Consider the following 19,761-nt stretch of genomic DNA (forward strand, 5'->3'; position numbering starts at 1 on the left):
CCCGATGGGCTCGGGCAAGTCGACCGTGGGCACGCTCCTCGCCGAACGGCTGGGCGTGCCCTACCGGGACACCGACGCCGACATCGTCGCCGCCCAGGGCCGGGAGATCTCCGACATCTTCATCGAGGACGGCGAGCCGCACTTCCGCGAGCTGGAGCGCGAAGCCGTACGGAAGGCCGTCGCCGAGCACACGGGCGTCCTCGCCCTCGGCGGCGGCGCGGTCCTCGACCCCGGCACCCGCTCCCTGTTGAGCGGCCTGCCCGTCGCCTACCTGTCGATGGGCGTCGAGGAGGCCGTGCGCCGCGTCGGGCTCGGCGCCGCCCGGCCGCTCCTCGCCGTCAACCCGCGCCGCCAGTGGCGCGAGCTGATGGAGGCCCGCCGCCACCTGTACACCGAAGTCGCCCGGGTCGTCGTCGACACCGACGGACGCACCCCCGAAGAGGTCGCCGAGGCGGTCCTCGACGCCCTGCAGAAATCCCGGGGGGCCGCCCCCCGGACCCCCGGCCAGGAGGACACCCCGTGACCGACCAGTCCGTGACCCGCATCCCCGTGGCCGGCACGGCGGGCACCGACCCGTACGACGTGCTGGTCGGCCGGCAGCTGCTCGGCGAGCTGGCCGGAATGATCGGCTCCAAGGCCAAGCGCGTCGCCGTGATCCACCCCGAGGCGCTCGCCGAGACCGGTGAGGCCCTGCGCGCCGACCTCGCCGGCCAGGGGTACGAGGCGGTCGCCATCCAGGTGCCGAACGCCGAGGAGGCCAAGACCGCCGAGGTCGCCGCCTACTGCTGGAAGGCGCTCGGCCAGACCGGCTTCACCCGCACCGACGTCATCGTCGGCGTGGGCGGCGGCGCCACCACCGACCTCGCCGGGTTCGTCGCGGCCACCTGGCTGCGCGGCGTGCGCTGGATCGCCGTACCGACCACCGTCCTCGCCATGGTCGACGCGGCCGTCGGCGGCAAGACCGGCATCAACACCGCCGAGGGCAAGAACCTGGTCGGCGCGTTCCACCCGCCGGCCGGCGTGCTGTGCGACCTGGCCGCGCTGGACTCGCTGCCCGTCCACGACTACGTCAGCGGCCTCGCCGAGATCATCAAGGCCGGTTTCATCGCCGACCCGGTGATCCTCGACCTCATCGAGGCCGACCCGGCCGCCGCCCGTACGCCCGCGGGCCCCCACACCGCCGAGCTGATCGAGCGGTCGATCCGGGTCAAGGCCGAGGTCGTCTCCTCGGACCTCAAGGAGTCCGGACTCCGCGAGATCCTCAACTACGGCCACACCCTCGCGCACGCCATCGAGAAGAACGAGCGGTACAAGTGGCGGCACGGCGCGGCCGTCTCCGTCGGCATGGTGTTCGCCGCGGAGCTGGGCCGGCTCGCCGGACGGCTCGACGACGCCACCGCAGACCGCCACCGCACGGTCCTGGAGTCCGTCGGGCTGCCGCTCACCTACCGCGGCGACCAGTGGCCCAAGCTCCTGGAGACCATGAAGGTCGACAAGAAGTCCCGCGGCGACCTGCTGCGGTTCATCGTGCTCGACGGGCTCGCCAAGCCGACCGTGCTGGAGGGCCCCGACCCGGCCGTGCTGCTGGCGGCGTACGGGGAGGTCGCCCAGTGAGCGCGCGCAAGGTGCTCGTCCTCAACGGGCCCAACCTCGGCCGGCTCGGCTCCCGCGAGCCCGACGTGTACGGCGCCACGTCCTACGCCGGGCTCGTCGACACCTGCCGGGCCCTCGGCAAGGAGCTGGGCTTCGACGTCGACGTACGCGAGACGAACGACGAGGGCGAGATGGTCCGCTGGCTGCACGAGGCCGCGGACGGCTCGATGCCAGTCGTCCTCAACCCCGGTGCTTTCACGCACTACTCGTACGCCATGCGGGACGCGGCCGCGCAGCGCACCGCCCCGCTGATCGAGGTGCACATCTCCAACCCGTACGCCCGCGAGGAGTTCCGCCACACCTCGGTCGTCGCCGCGGTCGCCACCGGCACGATCGCGGGCTTCGGCATCGGCTCGTACCGGCTCGCCCTGCGCGCCCTCGCCGACGAACTCGACGCCTGACGGGGGCCGCGCGCCCGGTGAACCCTCCCGGTCCGTTCACGTTCTGACGGTCCGGGAGGGTACGGTTCGATAACGGGCGACCCGAACGGCCGCCCGAACAGGGTCAGTCGTACGAGACGGAGTGGCACCGGATGCAGCACGCAGTGGGAGCTCCGCTGCCGCCGCCCCACCAGCCGGGGCACGCAGCGGCCGGGTGGACGCAGCAGGGACACCACCCCGGGCCGCCACCCCCGCCACCCGCCCAGCCCCCGGCGCCCGCCCCACAGCAGCCGGCACCCCCGGCGCCGCAGCACCCGGCCCCACCGCACCCGGCGCCGCAGGCACCCCCTCCGCCCCCGGCGCCGCAGGTCCACCCCGCGCCTCAGAGGCACCCGGCGCCGCAGGGACCGCCGCCTCCCCACCCGGCCCCGCAGCAGCACCCCGCGCCGCAGGCGCCGCCCCAGCACTCCGCGCCGCGGTCCGCGCCCGTGCCGGGCTGGACGCCGCACGGGCCCACCGCGCACAGCTCCGGCCAGGCGCCCCCGCGGGACACCACCGGCCACGTCCAGCTCCCGCCGGGCGGGCTGGTCACCGCCCCGGCCGCGCCGCCGCCCGCCGAGCACGGCACCGGCGGCGCGACCCTCGCCGTACTGCTCATCGGGCCCGCGGGCGCCGGCAAGACCACCGTCGCCCGCTACTGGGCGCAGCACCGCCGCGTCCCCACCGCCCACATCAGCCTCGACGACGTGCGCGAATGGGTCTGCGCCGGATTCGCCGACCCCCAGTCGGGCTGGAACGACCAGTCCGAGGCCCAGTACCGCCTCGCCCGCCGCACCTGTGGCTTCGCCGCCCGCAACTTCCTCGCGAACGGCATCTCCTGCATCCTCGACGACGCGGTCTTCCCGGACCGGCCTGTCGTCGGCCTCGGCGGCTGGAAGCGCCACGTCGGCCCCGGCCTCCTCCCGGTGGTGCTGCTGCCCGGCCTGGAGATCGTCCTGGAGCGCAACGCCGAGCGCAGCGGGAACCGCCGCCTCTCCGACGAGGAGGTCGCCGGCATCCACGGCCGCATGGCCGGCTGGCACGCCTCGGGCCTGCCGATCATCGACAACTCGAAGTACGACGTCGAGACCACGGCCCGCGTCCTGGACGAGGTCCTGGCCCGCGCCATCGCCAGCCCGCCCACCTGGTGACCGGACGCCACTGAGGGCCCGCCCCCGCCCTCCGGGCCGGCGTCACCGGCGTACGGACGGTGTCCCGGGCCCCGCCCGCGCCACGGTCGGACCCGCTGGACCTGCCGGGACCGGGCGGCGCTCGTAGGCTCGGGACATGTCCCAGGTGTATGCGGACCGCCGCGGGCGGCTGCGCGACCGGTGCGCGGCGGCCGGCTCTGCGGCGGCCCTGGTCTCCCGCCCCGCGAACGTCCGCTACCTCTCGGGCGGCTCTCCGCCCGGCGCCGTCCTGCTGGTCGGGGTGGACGACGACGTCCTGCTCTGCCCCCGCACCCCCACCGGCGACCCCGCCGAGGGGCGCCTCGACGAGGGGCTGCGGCTCACCGTCCTGCCGCCGTCCGGCGGCGACCCGGCCGTGTCCGCCGCCGACACCGCAGGCAAGGCGGGCGCCGATGTGCTCGCCGTGGAGGAGCACCACCTGACCGTCGCACGCTACCGCGCCATCGAGTCCGTCGCCCCCGGCCTGCGCATCGCCGACCTCGGCACCGCCGTCGAACAGGAGCGGATCGTCAAGGACGAGGACGAGATCACCTGCCTCCGGATCGCCGCCGAGATCACCGACCAGGCCCTCGGCGAACTGCTGGAGTCGATCCTCGTCGGGCGCACCGAGCGCCATCTCGCCCTGGAGCTGGAGCGCCGGCTGGTCGACCACGGCGCCGACGGGCCCGCGTTCCCCACCTCCGTCGCCACCGGGCCGAACTCCGGCCGGCCCGGCCACCGCCCCTCCGACCGACGCGTCGAGGAGGGCGACTTCCTGTCCGTCTGCATGGGCGCCAACTACCGCGGCTACCGCTGCGAGATCGGCCGCACCTTCGTCATCGGCACGGCCCCCGCCGACTGGCAGATCGAGCTGTACGACCTCGTCTTCGCCGCTCAGCGGGCCGCCCGGGAGAGCCTGGCCCCCGGCACCGCGTACCGCGACGTCGACCGCGCGGCCCGGCAGATCCTCGACGGAGCCGGCCACGGAGAGGGCCTGGCCCCTTTCCTCGGCCACGGCGTGGGCCTGGAAATCGAGGAGGACCCGCAGCTTGCACCCTCGGCCATGGGTAAACTGGACGCTTGCGTGCCGGTCACCGTCGAACCAGGGGTTCACCTCCCGGGACGGGGCGGGGTCCGGATCGATGACACGCTCGTCGTACGCCAGGAGGCGGACGGCGGACCCGAGCTACTCACCATCACGACCAAGGAGCTGCTCGCGCTGTAGCCGGCGCGCACACACCGCCTTCCTCGGTCGTCCACCAGCGTCAGTCCAGGAGATTCCGCAACCGTGGCCACCACGAACGACCTCAAGAACGGCATGGTGCTCAAGCTCGACAACGACCAGCTCTGGTCCGTCGTCGAGTTCCAGCACGTCAAGCCCGGCAAGGGCCCGGCCTTCGTGCGCACCAAGCTCAAGAACGTGCTCTCCGGGAAGATCGTCGACAAGACGTTCAACGCCGGTGTCAAGGTCGAGACGGCCACCGTCGACCGCCGCGACATGCAGTTCTCGTACATGGACGGCGACTACTTCGTCTTCATGGACATGCAGACCTACGACCAGCTGCACGTCGCCCGCGCCGCCGTCGGCGACGCCGCGAACTTCCTCATCGAGGGCTTCACCGCCACCGTCGCCACCCACGAGGGCGAGGTGCTGTACGTCGAGCTCCCGGCCGCCGTCGAGCTGACGATCCAGGAGACCGAGCCGGGCGTCCAGGGCGACCGCTCCACCGGTGGCACCAAGCCCGCCACCCTGGAGACCGGCCACCAGATCCAGGTCCCGCTCTTCATCACCACCGGTGAGAAGATCAAGGTCGACACCCGTACGAGCGACTACCTCGGCCGGGTGAACAGCTAACCGTGGCTGCCCGCAACAAGGCCCGCAAGCGCGCCTTCCAGATCCTCTTCGAGGCCGACCAGCGCGGCGCGTCCGTGCAGGAAGTGCTCGCGGACTGGATCCGGCACGCCCGGTCCGACGACCGGCAGCCGCCGGTCAACGAGTACACGATGGAGCTGGTCGAGGGGTACGCGACCTACGCGGACCGCATCGACGAGCTCATCGCCACCTACGCCGTGGGCTGGACGCTCGACCGCATGCCGGTCGTCGACCGGAACATCCTGCGGCTCGGCGCGTACGAGCTGGTGTGGGTGGACGGCACGCCGGACGCCGTGGTGATCGACGAGGCGGTGCAGCTCGCCAAGGAGTTCTCCACCGACGAGTCGCCCTCGTTCGTGAACGGCCTCCTGGCCCGCTTCAAGGACATGAAGCCCAGCCTCCGCCGGGACTGAACGCCTCTGCGAAGGGCCCGCAGCGCGCCACCGCGCGCCGCGGGCCCTTCGGCATGCCCGAACCACGCCGAACCGTGCCCGAGCACGCCTGGAGGGCTCCTGACGCCCGTACAGGCGCGCGAAACGCCGGAGGGTGGTCCCGGACGTCCCGGGACCACCCTCCGGCGGCAACGTTTCTGCTCGGCCCTCTCGCGGGCTCAGCTCTCCTCGTGGGCGACGGCGCGGCGCGCGTCCGCGTCCAGCACGCCCCAGCTGATGAGCTGCTCGGTCAGGACCGAGGGCGACTGGTCGTAGATCACCGCGAGCGTGCGCAGGTCGTCCTGGCGGATCGACAGCACCTTGCCGTTGTAGTCGCCGCGCTGCGACTGGATCGTCGCGGCGTAACGCTGCAGCGGGCCCGCCTTCTCCGCCGGCACGTGGGCCAGGCGCTCGAGGTCGAGGACCAGCTTCGGCGGCGGCTCGGCGGCCCCGCCCGGCGTGGTGCCCGGCAGCAGCTCCTGCACCGGGACGCCGTAGAAGTCGGCCAGCTCGGCGAGGCGCTGCACGGTCACGGCACGGTCGCCGCGCTCGTACGAACCGACCACGACGGCCTTCCAGCGGCCCTGGGACTTCTCTTCCACACCGTGGAGGGAGAGGCCCTGCTGGGTGCGGATGGCACGGAGCTTGGCCCCGAGCTGTTTTGCGTATTCGCTGGACATATAGCTCCCCGGACACTGTGACAACGTGCGGCTCCGCCGCGTGGCTCGTAACTCACTGTGAGGTTACGCAGCGTTACTTGGGTGCGTCAAGCCGAACGGTCCGTACCGAGGTCCTTCCGGGCCCTGGTACGGTAGGTGACGCAATTCCGACGTCCTTTAAGGTCCGTCCCGTGAGGCGGAGAAGGAGGTCCGTTCCGTATGGACGCCATCCAGCAGTCCGATGCCGCCCGCCCCGTGCTCGAGGGCCCGGACATCGCGCGGGTACTGACCCGCATCGCCCATGAGATCGTCGAGCGCGCCAAGGGCGCCGACGACGTCGTTCTCCTCGGCATCCCCACGCGCGGCGTGTTCCTCGCCCGCCGGCTCGCCGACAAGCTCGAGCAGATCACCGGGCGCACCACTCCCGTCGGCTCGCTCGACATCACCATGTACCGCGACGACCTGCGGCTCCGCCCGGCGCGTGCGCTCGCCCGCACCGACATCCCGGGCGACATCGACGGCCGCCTCGTCGTCCTCGTCGACGACGTGCTCTTCTCGGGCGCACCATCCGCGCCGCCCTCGACGCCCTCGGCGACATCGGCCGGCCCCGCGCCGTCCAGCTCGCCGTCCTCGTCGACCGCGGCCACCGGGAGCTGCCCATCCGCGCCGACTACGTCGGCAAGAACCTCCCCACGTCGCTGCGGGAGACCGTCAAGGTCCAGCTCGCCGAGGAGGACGGCCGCGACGCCGTGCTGCTCGGGGTGCGGGAGACCGCCCCGGCCGTCGGCGAGCAGTAGCCGCCGCGGCACGGCGCCGCGCCCGTATCGCCCCGTACGCCCGTACGGGTGTGGTGCGCGCCGGGCCGGACCGCGACCCCTGCCCGCCGCCACGGCCGCCCGCCGGAGCCCACGCGCCGGACCGCACGCCGACCCGGGAGAGCACCCGGACCCGGACGCACCTCACCGGGACCGCACGCCACCGGGAACCGCACGCCGACCCGCACCCGACCCGGACCCGCACCCGCCCCGGATACGGAACCGAGACCTCCACACACCCGGAGAACACCCCAGATGATGCGCCACCTCATCTCGGCCGCCGACCTCACCCGCGACGACGCCGTCCTCATCCTCGACACCGCCGAGGAGATGGCCCGGGTCGCCGACCGGCCGATCAAGAAGCTGCCCACCCTGCGCGGCCGGACGATCTGCAACCTCTTCTTCGAGGACTCCACCCGCACCCGCATCTCCTTCGAGGCCGCCGAGAAGCGCCTCTCCGCCGACGTCATCAACTTCGCCGCCAAGGGCTCCAGCGTCTCCAAGGGCGAGTCCCTGAAGGACACCGCGCAGACCCTGGAGGCCATGGGCGTCGACGCGGTCGTCATCCGGCACGGCGCCTCCGGCGCCCCCTACCGGCTGGCCAACTCCGGCTGGATCGACGCGCCCGTCATCAACGCCGGTGACGGCACCCACCAGCACCCCACGCAGGCCCTGCTCGACGCGTTCACCATGCGCCGCCGGCTGATCGGCCGCGACGCCGGCCTCGGCCAGGACCTCGCCGGCAAGCGCGTCACCATCGTCGGCGACGTCCTGCACAGCCGGGTCGCCCGCTCCAACGTCGACCTGCTGCACACCCTCGGCGCCGAGGTCACCCTCGTCGCCCCGCCCACCCTCGTGCCCGTCGGCGTCGGCACCTGGCCCTGCGAGGTCTCCTACGACCTCGACAGCACCCTGCCGAAGTCCGACGCCGTGATGATGCTCCGCGTCCAGCGCGAGCGCATGAACGCCGCGTTCTTCCCCACCGAGCGCGAGTACTCCCGCCGCTACGGCCTCGACGCCGACCGCATGGCGAAGATGCCGGAGCACGCCATCGTGATGCACCCCGGCCCCATGGTCCGCGGCATGGAGATCACCGCCGAGGTCGCCGACTCCGACCGCTGCACCGTCGTCGAGCAGGTCGCCAACGGCGTCTCCATCCGCATGGCGGTCCTCTACCTGCTGCTGGGCGGCAACGAACCCGCCGTCACCAACCCGTCGTCCCGTACCGAGGAGAAGTAAGACCGATGAGCAAGATCCTGATCCGTGGTGCGAAGGTCCTCGGCGGCGAGGCGCAGGACGTCCTGATCGACGGCGAGACCATCGCCCGCGTCGGTACGGGTCTGCCGGCCGACGGCGCCACCGTCGTCGAGGCCGAGGGGCGGATCCTGCTGCCCGGCCTCGTCGACCTGCACACCCACCTGCGCGAGCCGGGCCGCGAGGACTCCGAGACCGTCCTCACCGGCACCCGCGCCGCCGCCGGCGGCGGCTACACCGCCGTGTTCGCCATGGCCAACACCTTCCCGGTCGCCGACACCGCCGGCGTCGTCGAGCAGGTCTACCGCCTCGGCAAGGAGTCCGGCTACTGCGACGTCCAGCCCATCGGTGCCGTCACCGTCGGCCTGGAGGGCAAGAAGCTCGCCGAGCTGGGCGCCATGCACGAGTCCGCCGCCGGCGTCACCGTCTTCTCCGACGACGGCAAGTGCGTCGACGACGCCGTGATCATGCGGCGCGCCCTGGAGTACGTGAAGGCGTTCGGCGGCGTCGTCGCCCAGCACGCCCAGGAGCCCCGCCTCACCGAGGGCGCCCAGATGAACGAGGGCATCGTCTCCGCCGAGCTGGGCCTCGGCGGCTGGCCGGCCGTCGCCGAGGAGTCGATCATCGCCCGCGACGTGCTGCTCGCCGAGCACGTCGGCTCCCGCGTCCACATCTGCCACCTGTCGACCGCCGGCTCCGTCGAGATCGTCCGCTGGGCCAAGTCGCGCGGCATCGACGTCACCGCCGAGGTCACCCCGCACCACCTGCTCCTCACCGACGAGCTGGTCCGCACGTACAACCCGGTCTACAAGGTCAACCCGCCGCTGCGCACCGAGCGCGACGTCATGGCCCTGCGCGAGGCCCTGGCCGACGGCACGATCGACATCGTCGCCACCGACCACGCCCCCCACCCGCACGAGGACAAGGACTGCGAGTGGGCCGCCGCCGCCATGGGCATGGTCGGCCTGGAGACCGCGCTCTCCGTCGTCCAGCACACGATGGTCGAGACGGGCCTGCTCGACTGGGCCGGCGTCGCCGACCGCATGTCCTTCAAGCCCGCGAAGATCGGCCGCGCCACCGGCCACGGCCGCCCCGTCTCGGAGGGTGAGCCCGCCAACCTCACGCTGGTCGATCCGGCTTACCGTGGTGCGGTGGACCCCGCGACCTTCGCCTCCCGCAGCCGCAACACCCCCTACGAGGGCCGTGAGCTGCCGGGACGCGTCACCCACACCTTCCTGCGGGGCCGGGCCACGCTCATGGACGGGAAGCTCGCGTGACAACACTGATCCATCTGGCCGCCGGGAGCGCCGAGCAGAAATCGGCGGAGGTGACCGACTGGGCCGCGCGCCTCGGCTGGGTCGCCGGACTGCTGCTCTTCGTCGTCTTCGTCTACTGGCTGATGCGCCAGGGATGGAAGTGGCGCGGCAGCCTCCAGTCGGACCTCCCCGAGCTGCCGGGAATGCCGGAATCCCCCGGCACGCCCACACTGACCATGAGCGGGCGCTACCACGGTTCCACCACCTCCGGGCAGTGGCTCGACCGGATCGTGGCCCACGGACTCGGCACCCGCAGCCGCGCCGAGCTGACGCTGACCGACGCGGGCCTGGCGGTCGTACGCCCCGGGGCGCGCGACTTCTTCGTCCCGGCCGGCCGGCTGCGCGAGGCCCGGCTCGACAAGGGCATCGCCGGCAAGGTCCTCGCCGAGGGCGGCCTGCTGGTCGTCACCTGGGCGCACGGCGACAAGGTCATCGACTCCGGCTTCCGCTCGGACCGGGCCGCCGAACACACGGCCTGGGTCGAGGCCATCAACTCCATGAACCAGACACGCACGACGGAAGGCACCGCACGATGACCACCTCCACAAGGGGAGCTGCCAGGACTCCCGCCGTACTCGTCCTGGAGGACGGCCGCACCTTCCGCGGCCGTGCCTACGGGGCCGTGGGGAGACCTTCGGCGAGGCCGTCTTCTCCACCGGCATGACCGGCTACCAGGAGACCCTGACCGACCCCTCGTACCACCGCCAGGTCGTCGTCATGACGGCCCCGCACGTGGGCAACACCGGCGTCAACGACGAGGACCCCGAGTCCGCCCGGATCTGGGTCTCCGGCTACGTCGTCCGCGACCCCGCCCGCACGCCCTCCAACTGGCGCGCCAAGCGCTCCCTGGACGAGGAGCTGGAGCGCCAGGGCGTCGTCGGCATCAGCGGCATCGACACCCGCGCCCTCACCCGCCACCTGCGCGAGCGGGGCGCCATGCGCGTCGGCATCTTCTCCGGCGAGGCCATCGCCGACGAGGCCACCCTGCTGGCGAAGGTGCAGGCCGCCCCGCAGATGAAGGGCGCCAACCTCTCCGCCGAGGTCGCCACCAAGGAGCCGTACGTCGTCCCGGCCATCGGTGAGAAGAAGTTCACCGTCGCCGCCGTCGACCTCGGCATCAAGGGCATGACCCCGCAGCGCATGGCCGAGCGCGGCATCGAGGTGCACGTGCTGCCCGCCACGGCCACCGCCGAGGACGTCTACGCCGTCAACCCCGACGGGGTGTTCTTCTCCAACGGCCCCGGCGACCCCGCCACCGCCGACCACCCGGTCTCCGTCATGCGGGCGGTCCTGGAGCGCAAGACGCCGCTCTTCGGCATCTGCTTCGGCAACCAGATCCTCGGCCGCGCCCTCGGCTTCGGCACCTACAAGCTGAAGTACGGCCACCGCGGCATCAACCAGCCCGTGCAGGACCGTACGACCGGCAAGGTCGAGGTCACCGCGCACAACCACGGCTTCGCCGTCGACGCCCCGCTCGACAAGGTGTCCGAGACCCCCTACGGCCGCGCCGAGGTCTCCCACGTCTGCCTCAACGACAACGTGGTGGAGGGCCTCCAGCTGCTCGACCAGCCGGCCTTCAGCGTCCAGTACCACCCCGAAGCGGCCGCCGGCCCGCACGACGCCGCCTACCTGTTCGACCGCTTCGTATCCCTGATGGAGGCCGAGCGTGCCTAAGCGCACCGATATCCAGTCCGTCCTGGTCATCGGCTCCGGCCCGATCGTCATCGGCCAGGCCGCCGAGTTCGACTACTCCGGCACCCAGGCGTGCCGCGTCCTCAAGGCCGAGGGCCTGCGGGTCGTCCTGGTGAACTCCAACCCGGCGACGATCATGACCGACCCGGAGATCGCCGACGCCACGTACGTCGAGCCGATCACCCCCGAGTTCGTCGAGAAGATCATCGCCAAGGAGCGCCCCGACGCCCTCCTGCCCACCCTCGGCGGCCAGACCGCGCTCAACACCGCGATCTCCCTCCACGAGGCCGGTGTCCTCGACAAGTACGGCGTCGAGCTGATCGGCGCCAACGTCGAGGCCATCCACAAGGGCGAGGACCGCGACCAGTTCAAGCTCGTCGTCGAGGCCGTCAAGGCCAAGATCGGGCACGGCGAGTCCGCCCGCTCCGTGATCTGCCACTCCATGGAGGACGTCCTCCAGGGCGTCGAGACGCTCGGCGGCTACCCCGTCGTCGTCCGCCCCTCCTTCACCATGGGCGGCGCCGGCTCCGGCTTCGCCCACGACGAGGAGGAGCTGCGCCGCATCGCCGGCCAGGGCCTCACGCTCTCCCCGACCACCGAGGTGCTCCTGGAGGAGTCCATCCTCGGCTGGAAGGAGTACGAGCTGGAGCTGATGCGCGACAAGCACGACAACGTCGTGGTCGTCTGCTCCATCGAGAACTTCGACCCCATGGGCGTCCACACCGGTGACTCCATCACCGTCGCGCCCGCGATGACGCTCACCGACCGCGAGTACCAGATCCTCCGCGACATCGGCATCGCCGTCATCCGCGAGGTCGGCGTCGACACCGGCGGCTGCAACATCCAGTTCGCCGTCAACCCCGACGACGGCCGGGTCATCGTCATCGAGATGAACCCCCGCGTCTCCCGCTCCTCCGCCCTGGCGTCGAAGGCCACCGGCTTCCCCATCGCCAAGATCGCCGCGAAGCTGGCCGTCGGCTACACGCTCGACGAGATCCCCAACGACATCACCCAGGAGACCCCGGCCTCCTTCGAGCCCACGCTCGACTACGTCGTGGTCAAGGCGCCCCGCTTCGCCTTCGAGAAGTTCCCCTCCGCCGACTCCACCCTCACCACCACCATGAAGTCGGTCGGCGAGGCCATGGCCATCGGCCGGAACTTCACCGAGGCCCTGCAGAAGGCCCTGCGCTCCCTGGAGAAGAAGGGCAGCCAGTTCACCTTCACCGGCGACCCCGGCGACAAGAACGAGCTGCTGCGCGAGGCCGTCCGCCCCACCGACGGCCGCATCAACGCCGTCATGCAGGCCATCCGCGCCGGCGCCACCCGCGAGGAGGTCTTCGACGCCACGAAGATCGACCCGTGGTTCGTCGACCAGCTGTTCCTGATCAAGGAGCTCGCGGACGAGCTGGCCGCCGTCGAGAAGCTCGAGCCCGAGCTGCTCGCCGAGGCCAAGCGCCACGGCTTCTCCGACGCCCAGATCGCCGAGATCCGGGGCCTGCGCGAGGACGTCGTCCGCGAGGTCCGCCACGCCCTCGGCGTCCGCCCGGTCTACAAGACGGTCGACACCTGCGCCGCCGAGTTCGCCGCGAAGACCCCGTACTTCTACTCCTCGTACGACGAGGAGACCGAGGTCGCGCGGCGCGACAAGCCCGCCGTGATCATCCTCGGCTCCGGCCCGAACCGCATCGGCCAGGGCATCGAGTTCGACTACTCCTGCGTCCACGCCTCCTTCGCGCTGTCCGACGCCGGGTACGAGACCGTGATGGTCAACTGCAACCCGGAGACCGTCTCCACGGACTACGACACCTCCGACCGGCTCTACTTCGAGCCGCTCACCCTGGAGGACGTCCTGGAGATCGTCCACGCCGAGCAGCAGGCCGGCCCCATCGCCGGTGTGATCGTCCAGCTCGGCGGCCAGACCCCGCTGGGCCTCGCCCAGGCCCTCAAGGACAACGGCGTGCCGATCGTCGGCACCTCCCCGGAGGCCATCCACGCCGCCGAGGACCGCGGCGCCTTCGGCCGCGTCCTGCAGGAGGCCGGCCTGCCGGCCCCCAAGCACGGCACCGCGACCACCTTCGCCGAGGCCAAGGGGATCGCCGACGAGATCGGCTACCCGGTCCTCGTCCGCCCGTCGTACGTGCTCGGCGGCCGCGGCATGGAGATCGTCTACGACGAGAACCGGCTGGAGAAGTACATCGCCGAGTCCACCGAGATCAGCCCCACCCGGCCGGTCCTGGTCGACCGCTTCCTCGACGACGCCATCGAGATCGACGTCGACGCGCTCTACGACGGCCGGGAGCTGTACCTCGGCGGCGTCATGGAGCACATCGAGGAGGCCGGCATCCACTCCGGCGACTCGGCCTGCGCCCTGCCCCCGATCACCCTCGGCGGCTTCGACATCAAGCGGCTGCGCGCCTCCACCGAGGCCATCGCCAAGGGCGTCGGCGTCCGCGGCCTGATCAACATCCAGTTCGCGATGGCCGGGGACATCCTGTACGTCCTGGAGGCCAACCCGCGCGCCTCCCGCACCGTGCCCTTCACCTCGAAGGCCACCGCGGTGCCGCTGGCCAAGGCCGCCGCCCGCATCTCCCTCGGCGCCACCGTCGCCGAGCTGCGCGCCGAGGGCCTGCTGCCGAAGAACGGCGACGGCGGGGAGCTGCCGCTCGACGCGCCGATCTCCGTCAAGGAGGCCGTCATGCCGTGGTCGCGGTTCCGCGACATCCACGGCCGCGGTGTCGACACCGTCCTCGGCCCGGAGATGCGCTCCACCGGCGAGGTCATGGGCATCGACTCGGTCTTCGGCACGGCGTACGCCAAGTCGCAGGCCGGCGCGTACGGCCCGCTGCCCACCAAGGGCCGCGCGTTCATCTCGGTCGCCAACCGCGACAAGCGCTCGATGATCTTCCCGGCCCGCGAGCTGGTCGCCCACGGCTTCGAGCTGCTGGCCACCTCCGGCACGGCCGAGGTCCTCAAGCGCAACGGCATCAACGCCACCGTCGTGCGCAAGCAGTCCGAGGGCGAGGGCCCCGGCGGCGAGAAGACCATCGTCCAGCTGATCCACGCCGGCCAGGTCGACCTCATCGTCAACACCCCGTACGGCACCGGCGGCCGCCTCGACGGCTACGAGATCCGCACCGCAGCCGTCTCGCGCGGCGTGCCGTGCCTGACGACGGTCCAGGCGCTCGCCGCGGCCGTCCAGGGCATCGACGCCCTCAACCACGGCGGGGTGGGAGTCCGCTCCCTCCAGGAACACGCCGAACGTCTGATCGCGGCCCGCGACTAGCAGCCCACGAGGGGGACACCGTCACCACGGTGTCCCCCTCCTCATGAGGACACCCATCGAGATGTACGAACTCTTCTTCCAGCTCGTCTTCAAGCGGATGGACCCGGAGCGCGCCCACCACATGGCCGTCCGCTGGATCCGCCTCGTCGCCCGTATCCCCGTACTGCGCACCTTCGTCGCCGCCCTCCTCGCCCCCCGCCACAAGGAGCTGCGGACGGAGACCCTCGGCCTGCGGATGCACGGCCCCTTCGGGCTCGCGGCGGGCTTCGACAAGAACGCCGTCGCGATCGACGGCATGGCCATGCTCGGCTTCGACCACGTCGAGATCGGCACCGTCACCGGAGAGCCGCAGCCCGGCAACCCCAAGAAGCGGCTCTTCCGCCTCGTCCCGGACCGCGCCCTCATCAACCGCATGGGCTTCAACAACGAGGGCTCGGCCGCCGTCGCGCGGCGCCTCCACGCGCGCGTGCCGGTCTTCCGGACGGTCGTCGGCGTCAACATCGGCAAGACCAAGGTCGTCCCGGAGGCCGAGGCCGTCGCCGACTACGTGAAGTCGACGGAGCGGCTGGCCGCGCACGCCGACTACCTCGTCGTGAACGTCTCCTCGCCCAACACGCCCGGCCTGCGCAACCTCCAGGCCACCGAGGCCCTGCGCCCGCTGCTCACCGCCGTCCGCGAGGCCGCCGACCGCACCGTCACCGGCCGCCGCGTCCCCCTCCTGGTCAAGATCGCCCCGGACCTCGCCGACGAGGACGTCGACGCCGTCGCCGACCTCGCCGTGGAGCTGGGCCTCGACGGCATCATCGCCACCAACACCACCATCGCCCGCGTCGGTCTCGGCCTGACCTCCGACCCGGCGCTCGTCAAGGAGACCGGCGGCCTGTCCGGCGCCCCGCTCAAGGAGCGCTCCCTGGAGGTCCTGCGCCGCCTCTACGCGCGCGTGGGCGACCGCCTGGTCCTCGTGGGCGTCGGCGGCATCGAGAACGCCGAGGACGCCTGGCAGCGCATCCTGGCGGGCGCCACCCTCGTCCAGGGCTACAGCGCCTTCATCTACGAGGGCCCCTCCTACGCCCGCGCGATCCACAAGGGCCTCGCCGCCCGGCTCAAGGCCTCTCCGTACGCGACCCTCGCCGACGCCGTCGGCGCCGACGCCCGAAAGGCGGTCCAGTGACCCTCGCACCCTTCGGCGCCCGGCTCCGGGAGGCCATGGACACCCGCGGCCCCCTCTGCGTCGGCATCGACCCGCACGCCTCGCTGCTCTCCGCCTGGGGCCTGACGGACGACGTCGACGGCCTGGAGGCGTTCACCCGCACCGTGGTCGACGCCCTGGCCGGGACCGTGGCCGTCTTCAAGCCGCAGAGCGCCTTCTTCGAGCGGTTCGGCTCGCGCGGCATCGCCGTCCTGGAGCGGGCCGTGGCCGACCTGCGCGAGGCGGGCGCGCTGGTCGTCATGGACGCCAAGCGCGGCGACATCGGCTCCACCATGGCCGCCTACGCGGAGACGTTCCTGCGCAAGGACTCGCCGCTGTTCTCGGACGCGCTGACCGTCTCCCCGTACCTGGGGTACGGCTCGCTGAAGCCGGCCGTGGACCTGGCCCGCGAGAGCGGCGCCGGGCTGTTCGTCCTCGCCCTGACCTCCAACCCGGAGGGCGCCGAGGTGCAGCGGGCCGTACGCGCCGACGGGCGCTCCATCGGCGCCACCATGCTGGCCCACCTCGCGGAGGAGAACGCGGGGGAGACCCCGATGGGCTCCTTCGGCGCGGTGGTCGGTGCCACGCTCGGCGACCTGTCGTCCTTCGACCTGGACATCAACGGCCCCCTCCTCGCCCCGGGCATCGGCGCCCAGGGCGCGACCCCGGCCGACCTGCCGGCGGTCTTCGGCGCGGCCGTGCGCAACGTCGTCCCGAACGTCAGCCGGGGCGTCCTGCGCCACGGCCCGGACGCGGCGGCCCTGCGGGACGCGGCGGAGCGGTACGCGGACGAGGTGCGCGAGGCGGTCGACGGCGTCAAGGGCGCCTGACGGCGGAGTGCGCGGCACCAGGAAGGACGCTGTGAGCTGTCTCACTTCTCCTTCCTGGTGCCTCCGCGGTGCTGTCCCCGTGTGACGTCGCTGGGACGGGCCGTGACGGCTGTTGACGGAAACGGACCCCAAACAAGGTCATTATGTCCAAAATGTCCGGCTAGCTCGATCCTGACCAGGACTTTTCCTCTGTTCTCGCTGACTCGGGCGGCCTTGGCCGCTAGTCTCCGACGAGAGTCAGCGTTCGCGACGGTCCCTGCGTTGCTCGTTGCTCCCTTGGTGTGGGCCGACTAGGTTCCTCACCGGTCCGTATCCGACAGTTCGACATCCGAGGTGACGTAGGCGTGGCTCTTCCGCCCCTTACCCCTGAACAGCGCGCAGCCGCGCTCGAAAAGGCCGCCGCGGCTCGCCGGGAGCGGGCCGAGGTCAAGAATCGACTCAAGCACTCCGGCGCCTCCCTCCACGAGGTCATCAAGCAGGGCCAGGAGAACGAGGTCATCGGCAAGATGAAGGTCTCCGCCCTCCTCGAGTCCCTGCCGGGCGTGGGCAAGGTCCGCGCCAAGCAGATCATGGAGCGGCTGGGCATCTCCGAGAGCCGCCGCGTGCGCGGCCTCGGCTCCAACCAGATCGCATCCCTGGAGCGCGAGTTCGGCGGCTCCGGAGCCTGACGCCCACCGGGCGTCCAGGGCACTCCGGGAAGCTGGAATAATCGCCCCATGGCAGCAACATCCCGGGGGACGACCCCCGAGCCCCCGGACGTACGTCCGCGGCTGACCGTGCTCTCCGGCCCCTCCGGGGTCGGCAAGAGCACGGTCGTCGCCCATTTGCGCAAGGTCCACCCGGAAGTCTGGCTGTCCGTGTCGGCCACGACCCGCAAGCCGCGACCCGGCGAGCAGGACGGCGTGCAGTACTACTTCGTCACCGACGACGAGTTCGACAAGCTGATCGCCAACGGCGAGCTGCTGGAGTGGGCCGAGTTCGCCGGCAACCGCTACGGCACGCCCCGCCGCGCCGTCCTGGAGCGGCTGGAGAAGGGCGAGCCCGTCCTCCTGGAGATCGACCTCCAGGGCGCCCGGCTGGTCCGCGAGTCCATGCCGGACGCACAGCTCGTCTTCCTCGCGCCGCCCAGCTGGGAGGAACTGGTGCGCCGGCTCACCGGCCGGGGCACCGAGCCGCCGGACGTCATCGAGCGCCGGCTGGCCGCGGCCCGGATCGAACTGGCGGCGGAGTCGGAGTTCGACACCACCCTCGTCAACACGTCCGTCGAGGACGTCGCACGTGAGCTGCTAGCCTTGATGACGCTGTCTTCCGAGGCCGGGGCCTGATTCGCCCCCCTCGACCGCACAGTGTCTGATCTCTGTCCACTTTTTCGGAAGGTAGAGCGTGTCCTCTTCCATCACCGCGCCCGAGGGCATCATCAACCCGCCGATCGACGAGCTGCTCGAGGCCACGGACTCGAAGTACAGCCTCGTGATCTACGCGGCCAAGCGCGCGCGTCAGATCAACGCGTACTACTCGCAGCTCGGTGAGGGCCTGCTGGAGTACGTCGGTCCGCTGGTGGACACCCACGTCCACGAGAAGCCGCTGTCGATCGCCCTGCGGGAGATCAACGCGGGCCTGCTGACCTCCGAGTCCGTCGAGGGCCCGGCGCAGTAAGCGCGCCTCCACGTCATCACCAGGCCCGGCGGGGTGTCCGCCGGGCCTGAGGTGTGTCCCGGACGTCCCGGAGCACCGTGCTCCGGGACGCGGAATCAGTCGTACGAACCTCAGAGCGGGAGGCGCAGTGCCCCAGCCCAAGCCCAAGGTCGTCCTCGGCGTCAGCGGTGGCATCGCCGCCTACAAGGCGTGCGAGCTGCTGCGGCGGCTGACCGAGTCGGGCCATGACGTACGGGTCGTCCCGACCGCGTCCGCGCTCCGCTTCGTCGGCGCCCCCACCTGGTCGGCGCTCTCCGGCAACCCCGTGTCCACCGAGGTCTGGGACGCCGTCCACGAGGTCCCGCACGTCCGCATCGGCCAGGAGGCCGACCTGGTGGTGGTCGCCCCCGCCACCGCCGACATGCTCGCCAAGGCCGCGCACGGTCTCGCCGACGACCTGCTGACGAACACCCTGCTCACGGCCCGCTGCCCGGTCATCTTCGCCCCGGCCATGCACACGGAGATGTGGGAGCACCCGGCCACCCAGGAGAACGTGGCCACGCTGCGCCGCCGCGGAGCCGTCGTCGTCGAACCGGCCGTCGGCCGGCTCACCGGCGTCGACACGGGCAAGGGACGCCTCCCCGAGCCCGCCGAGATCTTCGAGGTCTGCCGGCGGGTCCTCGCCCGCGGCGTCACCGAGCCGGACCTCGCCGGCCGCCACGTCGTCGTCAGCGCCGGCGGCACGCGCGAGCCGCTGGACCCCGTCCGCTACCTGGGGAACCGTTCCTCCGGCAAGCAGGGCTACGCCCTGGCCCGTACGGCGGCGGCCCGGGGGGCCCGGGTCACGCTCATCGAGGCCAACACCGGCATCCCGGACCCGGCCGGCGTCGACGTCGTGCACGTCGGGACCGCCGTCCAGCTGCGCGAGGCGGTGCTGAAGGCGGCGGCCGACGCGGACGCCGTGGTCATGGCCGCCGCCGTCGCCGACTTCCGCCCCGCCACGTACGCCGAGGGCAAGATCAAGAAGAAGGAGGGCGAGGAGCCCGCCCCCGTCGCCCTCGTCCGCAACCCCGACATCCTCGCGGAGATCTCCGCGGACCGCCCCCGACCGGACCAGGTGGTCGTGGGCTTCGCCGCCGAGACCGACGACGTCCTCGCGCACGGCCGCGACAAGCTCCGCCGCAAGGGCTGCGACCTGCTCGTGGTCAATGAAGTGGGCGAGCGCAAGACCTTCGGTTCCGAGGAGAACGAAGCGGTTATCCTTGGGAGTGACGGCACTGAGACGCATGTGCCCCACGGTCCGAAGGAAGCCCTCGCGGATACGCTCTGGGACCTGATCGCGCCGCGCCTCGTATGAGCGGTGCCGGTGGGTGGGAGGGATCTCTCACACGCCGGAGCAATCAGGTGAAACCGGTCAAAAACCGGTATTTTCCTTGACCCGGAGAGGTGATCTTCGGACAGTGGACGCTGCCGATGTGGCCAATCAGCCTCCCATCGTGCGAGACACCTGGTCCAATGCCCGAGAGTGCCCGATAAACTGTTC

General features: G+C 71.8%; 18 protein-coding genes and 2 pseudogenes. 19 read left to right on the plus strand and 1 reads right to left on the minus strand.

Annotation, left to right across the window (positions count from 1 at the left end):
* The first annotated feature begins 4 nt into the window (after positions 1-4).
* The 7 genes from ABEB09_RS28010 (at position 5) to nusB (ending at position 5,527) form a co-directional block, all read left to right on the plus strand.
* Positions 5-523: a shikimate kinase gene (locus ABEB09_RS28010; protein WP_380840296.1), complete on the plus strand. Its 519-nt coding sequence runs from the start codon at positions 5-7 to the stop codon at positions 521-523.
* Entirely contained in the window at positions 520-1,614 is a 1,095-nt protein-coding gene (aroB, locus tag ABEB09_RS28015; RefSeq protein ID WP_345692689.1) for a 3-dehydroquinate synthase, read from the plus strand. Before ABEB09_RS28010 ends, aroB begins: the two co-directional genes overlap by 4 nt.
* Positions 1,611-2,054, plus strand: coding sequence for a type II 3-dehydroquinate dehydratase (gene aroQ, locus ABEB09_RS28020; RefSeq protein ID WP_345692690.1), 444 nt, complete (start codon positions 1,611-1,613; stop codon positions 2,052-2,054). Before aroB ends, aroQ begins: the two co-directional genes overlap by 4 nt.
* A 131-nt stretch (positions 2,055-2,185) precedes the next feature.
* Positions 2,186-3,223, plus strand: a complete 1,038-nt coding sequence (locus ABEB09_RS28025) for an AAA family ATPase (RefSeq protein ID WP_345692691.1) — start codon at positions 2,186-2,188, stop codon at positions 3,221-3,223.
* A gap of 136 nt (positions 3,224-3,359) precedes the next feature.
* Positions 3,360-4,466, plus strand: coding sequence for an aminopeptidase P family protein (locus tag ABEB09_RS28030; RefSeq protein WP_345692692.1), 1,107 nt, complete (start codon positions 3,360-3,362; stop codon positions 4,464-4,466).
* 63 nt (positions 4,467-4,529) lie between these two features.
* Positions 4,530-5,096 carry an elongation factor P gene (gene efp, locus ABEB09_RS28035; protein WP_345692693.1) on the plus strand — a complete coding sequence of 189 codons (567 nt, stop codon included), beginning with the start codon at positions 4,530-4,532 and terminating at the stop codon, positions 5,094-5,096.
* 2 nt (positions 5,097-5,098) lie between these two features.
* Positions 5,099-5,527 (plus strand): transcription antitermination factor NusB, encoded by a 429-nt coding sequence (nusB, locus tag ABEB09_RS28040; protein ID WP_345692694.1) that lies wholly within the window; start codon positions 5,099-5,101, stop codon positions 5,525-5,527.
* Positions 5,528-5,724: 197 nt separating this feature from the next.
* Here the strand turns inward: nusB and bldD are convergent, their stop codons facing one another.
* A complete protein-coding gene (bldD, locus tag ABEB09_RS28045; protein WP_030607052.1) occupies positions 5,725-6,225 on the minus strand; it encodes a transcriptional regulator BldD in 501 nt (166 codons plus the stop codon).
* 198 nt (positions 6,226-6,423) lie between these two features.
* Between bldD and pyrR the strand changes: the two are divergent.
* From pyrR to coaBC, 12 genes and pseudogenes are all read left to right on the plus strand, one after another.
* Positions 6,424-7,001 (plus strand): annotated as a pseudogene (gene pyrR / locus ABEB09_RS28050) (bifunctional pyr operon transcriptional regulator/uracil phosphoribosyltransferase PyrR).
* A 273-nt stretch (positions 7,002-7,274) separates the two neighbouring features.
* Positions 7,275-8,258 carry an aspartate carbamoyltransferase catalytic subunit gene (locus ABEB09_RS28055; RefSeq protein WP_345692695.1) on the plus strand — a complete coding sequence of 328 codons (984 nt, stop codon included), beginning with the start codon at positions 7,275-7,277 and terminating at the stop codon, positions 8,256-8,258.
* 5 nt (positions 8,259-8,263) lie between these two features.
* Complete coding sequence (locus ABEB09_RS28060) at positions 8,264-9,550, plus strand: dihydroorotase (RefSeq protein WP_345692696.1); 1,287 nt, start codon at positions 8,264-8,266, stop codon at positions 9,548-9,550.
* Positions 9,547-10,125, plus strand: a complete 579-nt coding sequence (locus ABEB09_RS28065) for a PH-like domain-containing protein (protein ID WP_345692697.1) — start codon at positions 9,547-9,549, stop codon at positions 10,123-10,125. Before ABEB09_RS28060 ends, ABEB09_RS28065 begins: the two co-directional genes overlap by 4 nt.
* A pseudogene (gene carA, locus ABEB09_RS28070) lies at positions 10,122-11,263 on the plus strand (glutamine-hydrolyzing carbamoyl-phosphate synthase small subunit). Before ABEB09_RS28065 ends, carA begins: the two are co-directional and overlap by 4 nt.
* A complete protein-coding gene (carB, locus tag ABEB09_RS28075; protein WP_345692698.1) occupies positions 11,256-14,564 on the plus strand; it encodes a carbamoyl-phosphate synthase large subunit in 3,309 nt (1,102 codons plus the stop codon). Before carA ends, carB begins: the two are co-directional and overlap by 8 nt.
* A gap of 61 nt (positions 14,565-14,625) precedes the next feature.
* Positions 14,626-15,735 (plus strand): quinone-dependent dihydroorotate dehydrogenase, encoded by a 1,110-nt coding sequence (locus ABEB09_RS28080; RefSeq protein WP_345694115.1) that lies wholly within the window; start codon positions 14,626-14,628, stop codon positions 15,733-15,735.
* The gene (pyrF, locus tag ABEB09_RS28085; protein WP_345692699.1) at positions 15,732-16,583 is read left to right on the plus strand and encodes an orotidine-5'-phosphate decarboxylase; all 852 of its coding nucleotides are present in this window, start codon (positions 15,732-15,734) and stop codon (positions 16,581-16,583) included. Before ABEB09_RS28080 ends, pyrF begins: the two co-directional genes overlap by 4 nt.
* Positions 16,584-16,927: 344 nt before the next feature.
* The gene (locus ABEB09_RS28090; RefSeq protein ID WP_071266668.1) at positions 16,928-17,251 is read left to right on the plus strand and encodes an integration host factor; all 324 of its coding nucleotides are present in this window, start codon (positions 16,928-16,930) and stop codon (positions 17,249-17,251) included.
* A 48-nt stretch (positions 17,252-17,299) separates the two neighbouring features.
* Positions 17,300-17,908, plus strand: a complete 609-nt coding sequence (gmk, locus tag ABEB09_RS28095; protein ID WP_345692700.1) for a guanylate kinase — start codon at positions 17,300-17,302, stop codon at positions 17,906-17,908.
* A 58-nt stretch (positions 17,909-17,966) separates the two neighbouring features.
* The gene (gene rpoZ / locus ABEB09_RS28100; RefSeq protein ID WP_200421180.1) at positions 17,967-18,239 is read left to right on the plus strand and encodes a DNA-directed RNA polymerase subunit omega; all 273 of its coding nucleotides are present in this window, start codon (positions 17,967-17,969) and stop codon (positions 18,237-18,239) included.
* A 127-nt stretch (positions 18,240-18,366) separates the two neighbouring features.
* Positions 18,367-19,575 (plus strand): bifunctional phosphopantothenoylcysteine decarboxylase/phosphopantothenate--cysteine ligase CoaBC, encoded by a 1,209-nt coding sequence (gene coaBC / locus ABEB09_RS28105; protein WP_345692701.1) that lies wholly within the window; start codon positions 18,367-18,369, stop codon positions 19,573-19,575.
* The last annotated feature ends 186 nt before the right edge of the window (positions 19,576-19,761 follow it).

Origin of the sequence: Streptomyces coeruleoprunus (genome assembly GCF_039542925.1) — a bacterium.
GTDB classification, from domain to species: Bacteria; Actinomycetota; Actinomycetes; order Streptomycetales; family Streptomycetaceae; genus Streptomyces; species Streptomyces coeruleoprunus.